At 60.2% G+C, this 10,630-nt stretch carries 1 protein-coding gene and 1 pseudogene; both read right to left on the bottom strand.

Annotated elements, in window-relative coordinates:
* Nucleotides 1-251, bottom strand: a pseudogene (locus H663_RS42085) (hypothetical protein); the annotation flags it as partial.
* A gap of 1,493 nt (nucleotides 252-1,744) precedes the next feature.
* Nucleotides 1,745-10,462: a glycoside hydrolase family 94 protein gene (locus tag H663_RS38050; protein WP_053175210.1), complete on the bottom strand. Its 8,718-nt coding sequence runs from the start codon at nucleotides 10,460-10,462 to the stop codon at nucleotides 1,745-1,747.
* Between the last annotated feature and the right edge of the window lie 168 nt (nucleotides 10,463-10,630).

Here is a 10,630-nt window from a genome sequence, read left to right as displayed (position 1 = left end):
ATGCTTTGCCGGTCTATGCCCCATGCCCCTTTGTTCGCTTTGACTTGTTGCCAAGCCGCTTGCAAGGTGCTTAGGCGCCAGACCTTGTCGATCAAACTGAACCACTTGTTTCCTTTGACGCCGTTGCCCAGCGCCGCCAACATACGATCCGTCCAGACTTCACGGTCCACCCACGCCCATTGGGCCGGGCCTGACTCGGCTTGTTTAACCCCAAGGGGCACTGCCGCCGTTTCACTTTCGCTCTCGTTCATCTCTGTCTTTCTCGTATCCACTTTCCTGCCACCCTTGGCTCATGCGGCTTTCCTATTCCGCACTTCTCAGGCTGCCGTCTGCTCGGTTTAGGCTCAAGGGGCGTACCCCGGTTATCGCAAACTCTCGCTTGCACACACCGTTTCCAGTGTGGTTTGGCCCTATCTGCTCTGGCAGCCCATCGCTACTACGATGGCTCTGACTGCTGCAGCCCGTCACCTCGGGCCACAGCTCTCCCCGCTTATCTCACGTACACTTCCTAGCGTTGCGCCTCCAACCACATGGGTGGCCCGCATGTCGTTTTATCCACCAAAACAACGCATGCGATGTGTTTCAGGCTTCGCCAAGAGACCTAGCCAGCTCGCCGCCACACCCTGCCGAATCGAGTTCGCTTTACTGCGCACCGCCAGTTCGCCTCCGGTTGCTCCCCACCCCGCCTCGCAGCGACGCAGTTACCTTCGGCTACGGGGCCTTGGCTTACCCCGACACGGACTCTCACCATGCTGTGTACGCGCCTTCACGGGCGCACTAGGTCGGTACTCGCAGAGTCCGACATGGCTGGCTTCTGCACAGGCCCTTGTCGGGGTCTTCGACCGCCGACCTACAACATCTTTGAGCCTTTTTTGTATTCGTAGGTCGGTACTCGCAGAGTCCGACGTTATGGGTTCGGCACAGTCCCATGTCGGGGTCTTCGACCGCCGACCTACAACATCTTTGAGCCTTTTTTGTATTCGTAGGTCGGTACTCGCAGAATCCGAGATGATGGGTTCGGCACAGGCCCTTGTCGGGGTCTTCGACCGCCGACCTACAACTTCTTTGAGCCTTTTTTGTATTCGTAGGTCGGTACTCGCAGAGTCCGACGTTATGGGTTCGGCACAGTCCCATGTCGGGGTCTTCGACCGCTGACCTACAACTTCTTTGAGCCTTTTTTGTATTCGTAGGTCGGTAGTCGCAGAGTCCGACATGGCTGGCTTCTGCACAGGCCCATGTCGGGGTCTTCGACCGCCGACCTACAACATCTTTGAGCCTTTTTTGTATTCGTAGGTCGGTACTCGCAGAGTCCGACATGGCTGGCTTCTGCGCAGGCCCATGTCGGGGTCTTCGACCGCCGACCTACAACATCTTTGAGCCTTTTTTGTATTCGTAGGTCTGTACTCGCAGAGTCCGACATGATGGGTTCGGCACAGTCCCATGTCGGGGTCTTCGACCGCCGGCCTACAACATCTTTGAGCCTTTTTTGTATTCGTAGGTCTGTACTCGCAGAGTCCGACATGATGGGTTCGGCACAGTCCCATGTCGGGGTCTTCGACCGCCGGCCTACAACATCTTTGAGCCTTTTTTGTATTCGTAGGTCGGCACTCGCAGAGTCCGACGTTATGGGTTTCGGCACAGTCCCATGTCGGGGTCTTCGACCGCCGACCTACAAGATCTTTGAAGTCCATGCCGGGGTCTTTGACCGCCGACAACCTGTTTGAGCATTGAAAACTTCACAGCGTCAAGCAGGCACTTGCACCACGACACGGTGTGCAACGCCGTCGTCTTGAAGCGGCAAGACGGGCCCAGCTTGGGGCTCACCGTCCAGCACAAGCACCAGCGCAGATGAGCCCGTCAGTTTCTGCACTTCTATCGCATACACGGTTTGACCAAAGCGGTACTGCAGGGCAAAGCCCGGCCAGGCATCAGGCAGGCAGGGTGAGAAATGCAGTGATGCACCTTGCAAGCGAAGCCCCAGTAAAGACTCCAAAATGAGCCGATACATCCAGCCCGCCGATCCGGTGTACCAGGTCCAGCCGCCGCGGCCTTCGTGGGGCGCCACCGCATACACATCGGCCGCCATGACATAAGGCTCCACCTGGTAGCGCGCCACCTGCTGTGCGCTGCTGCCATGGTGCAGCGGATTGATCAGGTCAAAGCACTCCCAGGCCCGGCGCTGATCACCCAGCGCTGCAAAAGCCATCACGGCCCAGATGGCGGCATGCGTGTACTGGCCACCGTTTTCCCGCACGCCGGGCAGATACCCCTTGATGTAGCCCGGATTGAGCGCGGATTGATCAAACGGTGGTGTCAACAACTGGATCAGGCCCAGATCGCGCCGAACCAAGCGCAAGTCCAGCGCATCGAGCGCGCTGCGGTTGCGTGTCGGCTGGCCTGCCCCAGACAGCACGGCCCAGCTTTGCGTGACTGAGTCAATCTGGCATTCGTCATTTTGGGTCGAGCCCAGCGGCGTGCCATCGTCAAAGTAAGCACGTCTGTACCAAGCACCGTCCCAGGCTTGCTGGTCGATGGCCAGGCGCAATTGCTCAGCCTCAGCCATGCACTGGTCGGCAAAACTGTGATCGCCCATGCCACGCGCCAGGGGGCCAAAGCGTTTGAGCGTGTCAATCAGGAAGAAGGCCAACCAGATGCTCTCGCCCTGCCCTTTGATGCCCACCAGGTTCATGCCATCGTTCCAGTCGCCCGAACCCATCAAGGGCAGGCCGTGCACACCTTTGCCAAGACCGTTGCGGATGGCCCGCACGCAATGCTCATACACGGTGGCGCGTTCGTCGGTGACTGCGGGCAGATCGTAGTAAGAGTCTTCTTCAGCATTGAGCTCTCGGCCTTGCAAAAACGGCGCGGTCTCATGCAGCACAGTGGCATCGCCCGTGGCATTCACATAGTGGCAGGTGGCTTGGACCAGCCAGAGGTAATCGTCCGAGCAGCGCGTGCGCACGCCCCTGCCCTGCGGTGGGTGCCACCAGTGCTGCACATCACCCTCGCGGAACTGACGCGCCGCACAGCGCAGCAAATGTTCGCGCAGCAGCTGTGGCGCGGCATGCACCAAGGCCATGGCATCTTGCAACTGATCACGAAAACCAAACGCCCCACCCGATTGGTAAAACCCGGTACGCGCCCACAAGCGACAAGCCAGAGTCTGGTACAGCAACCAGCCATTGGCCAGCAGGTTGAGCGCTGCGTCTGGCGTTTGCACTTGCACCACACCCAGGGTTTGCCGCCAATAGGCATGCACCGACTCGAGAGAGGCCTCTATGGCACGCTCATCGCGCAGGCGTTGCACCATGGCACCAACATCGTCTTGACCGCGCCGCCCTGCAGCACCGAGACGGAAAACGACCACGCGTTCCTGGCCATTGGACAGCTCAAAGGGCACTTGCACCGCCGCACAGGGGTCCAGCCCCGAGCCGATCCGGTTGGACAAGGCCACACGGTGCATGGCCGCCGGGTGGTGCAAGGTGCCGTTGCGCCCCAAAAATTCACGCCGGTCGCCGGTGACACTGACACCGTGGGCGCGTGTGGCAGCGTCGGCATCAAAAAAGGCCATGCGATCACCAAACACCGTGTTGTAGGGGTTGCGCGCCAAAATTGCGCCGCTGTGTGGGTCGATTTCGGTGCTCACATGCATGGCCGATTTGGGCTGCAAATCACCCAGCACCCACTCCACATAGCCGGTGGCCGAAAGTTTTCGGCTGCGACCGGAGTGGTTGCGCACTCGCAATTGCGAGAACTTGATCGACGCCTGCAGATCCACAAACACCGTAAGTTCGGTGTCTATACCGTCATGCGTGTGTTCGAAAACGCTGTAGCCAAAGCCGTGGCGCGTGACATGCAGGCCATCTGCGCCGCAGGGCAAGGCAGTGGGTGACCAGAACACGCCAGAGGCTTCATCTCGCAGATAGATGGCCTCTCCCGGTGAGTCACTCACGGCGTCGTTGCTCCAGGGCGTGAAGCGAAATTCGTGCGCGTTTTCGCTCCAGGTGTAGGCGCTGCCACTTTCGGAAATGACGGTGCCAAACTGGTCATTGGCGATCACATTGACCCAAGGTTGTGGCGTACAGTGCTGCGCCACGCCGTCGGAAACGGTGGTGTGGATCACGTATTCGCGCCCGTCTTCGGAAAAGCCACCCAGGCCGTTGAAAAACTGCAATGCAGCACGGTCGCTGCGCCGGGCGTCAACCGCGACGGAGCTTGCGGGCAAGGAGCCCTGTTCAGGCGTGAGGGGCAAAGGCATGGCCCGCGCCTTGCGTGCCATGTGACGGCTTGCCTGACTCTTGAGCGAGCCCTGCGTGTCCGTGATGATGACCCGGGCCACGGTCTGAAACAAGGTGCGGTCTTCTGCGGGCATGTGCTCGGAAGACCGCACAAAGATGCCTCCGGGTCGGTCGGTCCGATTGGCCTCCAGACCCACGGCGATGAGCCCCATGATTTGTTCTTGCAGCGCCTGACGGTAACCGGCATGGTCTTCGTTCCAGATGACCAAATCCACCTCCAGCCCCTTGAGCCGCCAGTAGGCAATGGCCTGCACCATTTGGCGCACCAACTCGATGTTGTCCACGCTGCTGATTTGCAGCAAGACGATGGGTAAATCGCCCGAAACGCCATACCCCCACAAGCCGGACTGACTGCGTTTGTTGTGCACCAGCACTTCCTGCTGCGCGCGTTGTGCAGGGTTCAGGTAAATCACGGAACTGGCCAGGCGTGCAAACAGTTGCGCATCGGCCTCGGAGGCATTGATCTGCTGCAAGTTGACCCAGGCATGCGTGGTCGCCAAATCAACCACACGATCGGCCAGGTGCATGTCGCGGTATTTGTCAATCAGGCACAAGGCTTGGCCGCGCATCTCGGCCACACCCGTCACCATGTCCACCGTCACGGTTTGCTGTGGTTGCAGTGTGATGCGTTGGCGAATGGCCACAATCGGGTCCAGCACCGGGCCTTGCGAATCGCCCAGAAGTGCACCGGCACGCAGGGCCTGCGGATCGTCCAGTCCGTTCATTCGACCCACAAATGCCTTTCGGTCCGTCTCGTAGGAGATGGTTTGAGCATCGGCCCCGTGCACGGCCATGAGGTGAAACATCCAGGCCACTGATTCGTTTTCGGAGCGGGGTCTGCGGTGGCACAAAATGGCTTGCCGCTCCTGCACGATTTCGGTCTGCACAAACAAATTGCTGAAGGCCTGGTGCAAGTTGTCGCCCGCACTGGGGGCGAGGACCACCTCGGCATAACTGGTGATTTCTATGGTACGGCGTGTGCGTGCATGGTTGGTGATGCGGGTGCGGCGCAATTCAATATCGTCTTCAGGCGAAACCACCATGTCGGTGTGGGTTTCAAAACCATGGTCTCGGCGGCGAAATTCAGCCCGGCCTTCGGTAAAGATGGCTTCGTAGCTGTCGCTGTGCTGCAAGGCAGGCTGGTGTGTGGCGGACCAAAATTGGCCACTGTCAACGTCGCGCAAATAACAATATGCACCCCAGCTATCACGCGTGCCATCTTCGCGCCAGCGGGTGATGGCCAGGTCCTTCCAGCGGCTGTAACCGGCCCCCGACTGGCTGACCATGACGTGGTAGCGGCCGTTCGAGAGCAGATGAACCTCGGGGGCTGCATCCGGGTTGCGCAGCACGCGCAGGGGACTGGTTTGACCCATGGTGCTGCGGCGGATATCGGGCAACTCCTGCGCCCGCGCGTAAAACACGGCGGCATTCGGAATGCGCTCTTGCAGCAGCAGCGTGGTGGCCTGGAACAAGGGGTCACTGGTAAATCGCTTTTGCATGGGCTGGTCCAGCAACACATGGGCAAAGGCCAGCAAGCTCATGCCCTGGTGGTGGGCCATGTACGAGCGCACCACAGCGCCGCTTTGGCCGCGCGGCACCCGCGCGGGTGTGTAGTCCATGGCTTCAAACATGCCATATCGCCCTTCCATGCCTTCTTGCACCAAACGTTGCAGATTGCGACAAGCGGCATCGGGCTGCACCATCAGGGCCAGCGCTGTGGCATAGGGCGCAATCACCAAATCCTCTGACAGGCCACGCTTGAGCCCCAGACCCGGCACGCCAAAGGCGCGGTATTGGTAGTTGAGCGCAGCGTCCATTGTGTTGTAGCCAGACTCCGAAATGCCCCAGGGCACGCCGTGCAGCTCGCCGTAGGCGATCTGCGCCTGCACCACCGATTCACAGGTTTGGTGCAACAGAGTGTTGGCATAGCTGGGCATCACCAGATTGGGCATCAGGTACTCGAACATCGAGCCACTCCAGGACAACAGCGCCGTGCTGTTGCCCGCCGTGGTCAACAATCGCCCAAGGGCAAACCAGTTGTCCTGTGGAATGTTGCCCTGCGCAATCGCCACAAAGCTGCACAGGCGTGCCTCGCTGGCCAGAAGGTCATAGTGGCCGCTGTCTCTGCGGCGTTCGTCCAGGTTGTAGCCCACGGCGATCAGATGCCGCGTGTTGTCATACAAAAAGCTGTAATCAGCACTGGCCATGCTGGCGCACGTTTGTGCCAATTGCTCGATCAAGGCCATGCGTGACTGCGCCAGCACATTTCCCGCCGCAGCCAGGGCGCGCAAAGTGGGGATGGCGTCTGGCGGGTCCCCTGCCCAAGCATGGGGCTGGGGCTGGAGCCCCAACCAATCGGCCTTTATTGCTGTGCATTGCGCCAGCAGGGTTTGTGACCAGTGGCGCAGGTGGGCATCACCGGCCACGGCCGCATCGGCCTCCAGCAGCATCAACATGGCGGTGCACAAAGTCTCGGTGCCGACCAGCCATTGCAGGGCGTCTGCTGGCGTGAAGGGTTGCGCTGCGCGGGCAGCCTCCAGGCTTTGGGTCAGATGTGCCAATGCGTGCCGCAGTGGCGGGCCTGCAGGCCTGGGCATGGCCTGGTTCAGGTTGCTCATGGTGTCCAGCAAACCATCGAAGGCATGCGGGTGGAAGATGGGCTGATCTGCCAGGGCCAGCAGGGCCGGGCGCAAAGTCAGCAGGTGCCCGGACAGATTGCCACTGTCGACCGAGGACACATATCGCGGCAGCAGGGGCTCCAGTGTCTTGGTGTCATACCAGTTGTAAAAATGGCCTGCATGGCGCTCCAGTTGCAGCATGCTTTGCAAGCTGTTGTTGCTGCGCTCGAGCAAGTTGCCAACGCTGATGTAACCCAGGTCATAGGCCGTGAGGGTGGCCAACAGCGACAAGCCCATATTGGTCGGCGATGTGCGGTGGTCCACATCGGCCACCGGGTGTTCCTGGAAGTTGTCAGGTGGCAACCAGTGGTTTTCTGCGTTGACAAACTGCTCAAAAAAGGACCAAGTTCGCCGCGCCATGCGGCGCAGAAAATGACGCTGGCTCACACTGAGTTCTTCGCGCCGTGAGGCCAGTGGGCGGCTGATCCACCAGGCCAGCAGTGGCGCGGTCAGCCACAGCAGCAGCACCGGTGCGGCTTGCCCCAGCATGGCCGGATTCAACAGCGCCACACCCACCGCAGCAGCCATAGCCAATATCGGTGCAGCCGCCAGTTGTTGGGCACTGGCCAGCAAGTCGCGCAAACCACCCGGCTTGCAATGCGCTTTGTGCAAGGCTGCGTCGCCCCCGAGGGCGTCTGAGGCTTGCCACTCCAGCAGGCGGCGGTGCGTGAACAACATGCGGACGTGGGTACGCACGATGGCGTCCAGGCTGAACCAGGCCTCGTGTGGGAGCAACACAAGGGTCAATGCGGCCTGCGCCAATTGTTCAAACACACCATGGAGCACCCTGCGAACATGCAGGTGCCAAGGCAAATCTCGCGGCCTGCGCACCAGCGCCACGAGGCTGTTGAGCGCTGGCGCCAACAGCAACAGGCTCAGCACACTCAAGGTCCAGGGCACGGTGCTGTCCAACTGTGTCCAGCCCAGCACCAGCAAGCCCACCAAGGCCGCAGCCACCAAACTGCGCCGCAGGTTGTCCAGGATTTTCCATTGAGACAGCAAGCTCAAAGGGTTCTTCGGGCGTTTGCTGCCTGCAGGCGCGGGCACGCGTGGCCACAGCCACGAAGCGATTTGCCAGTCACCGCGTATCCAGCGAGAGCGGCGTTTCACATCGCTGTCGTAGCGTGCCGGAAAGTCATCGTAGAGCTGCACATCACTGAGCAGCCCTGAGCGCACATAGCAGCCTTCGAGCAAGTCGTGGCTCAGGATGCGGTTCTCCGGAAATCGACCATTCAAGGCAGCTTCGAAGGCATCCACATCGTAGATGCCCTTGCCGATGAATGAGCCTTCTTGAAACAGGTCTTGGTAGACATCAGAGACTGCACGGGTGTAGGGGTCCACGCCGGCCTCACTGCCCATGAGGCGCGCGTAGCGAGAGCGGTTGGTGCTTTGCAGGCTGACGGCCATGCGCGGCTGCAAAATGCCATACCCTGCCGTGACGCAAGCGCTGCGAGGATCCAGCTGCGGGCGGTTCAGCGGATGCGCCATGGTGGCGGAGAACTTGCGTGCGGTGTCGCGCTGCAATTGGGTGTCGGTGTCCAAAGTGATCACGTAGCGCACTTGCTGCAAATGCACGGCGTTGCCCACCACGCGCAAAAATCCGGCGTCAGACTGGCCACGCAGCAGCGCGTTGAGCGCGCCGAGCTTGCCACGTTTACGCTCGTAGCCCATCCACACCTTCTCCTGCACGTTCAATTGGCGCGCTCGATGAAACAGGAAAAATGTGTCCTGAGTCACACCCGGGTATTTGCGGTTGAGCGCGGTGATGCCCTCGATGGCCAGGTCCAACAAGGGGGCATCGTCCTGCGCATGTTCGGTGGCTGAATCCGTCCAATCGGTCAGCAAACCAAAGTGCAGATGGGGATCTTGGTTGGCCAGAAAACGCACCTCCAAAGCCTCCACCAAGGCTTGCACGCCCGCCAAGCTGTCCAGCATCGTGGGCACCACCACCAAGGTACGGGCCTCAGGCGCGATCCCGTCAGAAAAGTCCATGCGCGGCAGCACATGCGGTGTGACCAGTTGCGTGGACACCCAGTTCACCAGCGTCACCGCCAGCTGACTGGACGCCAACAGCGCCACCGGCACAAGCAGCCACCACAGCCAAGGCTCCAGTCCCAGACCCCACCACGCTTGCAGCAGCAAGGTGGTGACCAGCACCGTCAACAAGGCCATGGCACCCAGATAAAGCGGCACTGCCATGGTGCGAGCCCAGCGCTGCAGCGAAGCCAGCACGCCGTATCGAACCTGTGCTGCTCGCTCCAGCACAGGCAGGCCTTCGCCCACCAGGTAATGGCCCACATGCTCTGACGCTGCTGGCGAGTTGGGTGTCGCCTCGTCGTCTTGTGCTTTGCGTATATCGAGGGTGCTTTGTGCCAAATGCACCGCCAGGCTGGCCACGTCGAATTCGCTCATACCACTGTGACGGGCCGTCTTTTCCACCACATGCCGATAGCGATCACGGGTGCTGAAGTCCATGCGGCCATAGACGCCCTGTGGGTCTTCGCGCAGTTTGCGCTCCACGCCGCTCAAAGACTCCACAAATTCACGCCAGTCGGTAGCGCTGAGCATGCGCAAGCTGGCAATGCTGTTGCTGATGCAAACTTGGTTGATGGCCTGGGCTTGTGTTTCCGACTGAACCATCTGCTCGATAGACTGATCAAGCTCTGACAGATGCTGCGCAATCCATGTCAGCGGCAGCGCCAGGGCAGCGCTGTGCCCCTGTAAAAGCCGCGCCAGTTCGGCCACAAAAGTGTTCACCAGTGTCGGGCTGGCGCGCGCCATGTCCGAGATGACCAAAATCAGGTTTTTGGGGTCGTGTTCGGCCACATGCAGAATTTGCTCGGCCCAACCGGCGGCACGGTTGCGCTCGACCATGCTTTCGGCCACACCTGCACTGATGCGCCGCAAATTTTCGATGAGCGCCAAGCGAAGCATGATGGGGATGGCCCACAGTTCGCCCAAGGTGAGCTCTGACATGCTTTGGTAGGCCGCGACAAAGCGCGTCAGATTTTCTGGATCAATGCGACCATCCCCATGTGCAATCACTTCCAGCGCAATGTCATACACACGCGGCAAGCCCTTGGACGGCCCATTGGCCAGCACCGGCAGTTCACGGCCATAGCTTTTTGAAAAGTGGGCGCGTGCAGTGAGGATTTGTTCTTCGATCAGGTAGAAGTTGTCCAGCAACCACTCGCCCGCGGGTGTGATCCGCCGGGTCTGGTGTACAGCCTCCAAAAGCAAGGTGCAGGCTGATTGCAGAACATCCTCGTTGTCACCCAGACGCACCAGCAACTGGTCACGCCTAGATGCTGTGCTCAAGCTGTGTATCTGCGCCAGGTTTTTGCCATGACGCTCCATCTGCTCGGTGTTGAACAGCTCGGCACGCAGTGGCACCTCAATAGCCGCTGAAGCTGGGGCGGCGGGTTGGAACAAGTCAGGTAAGAGAGCGCGCAGCCAAGACGCACGCAGGGCCTTCAGGCGATGCATCAATCGAAAATTCCTTTGAGTGTGGACTGGAGCTTAGGGCTCTGAGCGCCTTCGGGTCTGTGCGCCAGTCAACGCCTGTCAGCATGCGGCGCGCACGTCCTTGATGGGTGTGATGACGAACAGATGCGCACTTGAAGACTGCCTAAGCTGTGGGCTGTTCAATCACAC

This window comes from Limnohabitans planktonicus II-D5 (assembly GCF_001270065.2).
Lineage (GTDB): Bacteria > Pseudomonadota > Gammaproteobacteria > Burkholderiales > Burkholderiaceae_C > Limnohabitans_A > Limnohabitans_A planktonicus.
Note: the sequence above shows the minus strand (reverse complement) of the source record. Positions and strands in the feature narration are given on the sequence as shown.

Coding starts and splice junctions, on each gene's coding strand:
- H663_RS38050 (WP_053175210.1), bottom strand. CDS start 10,462: ATGCATCGCCTGAAGGCCCTGCGTGCGTCTTGGCTGCGCGCTCTCTTA.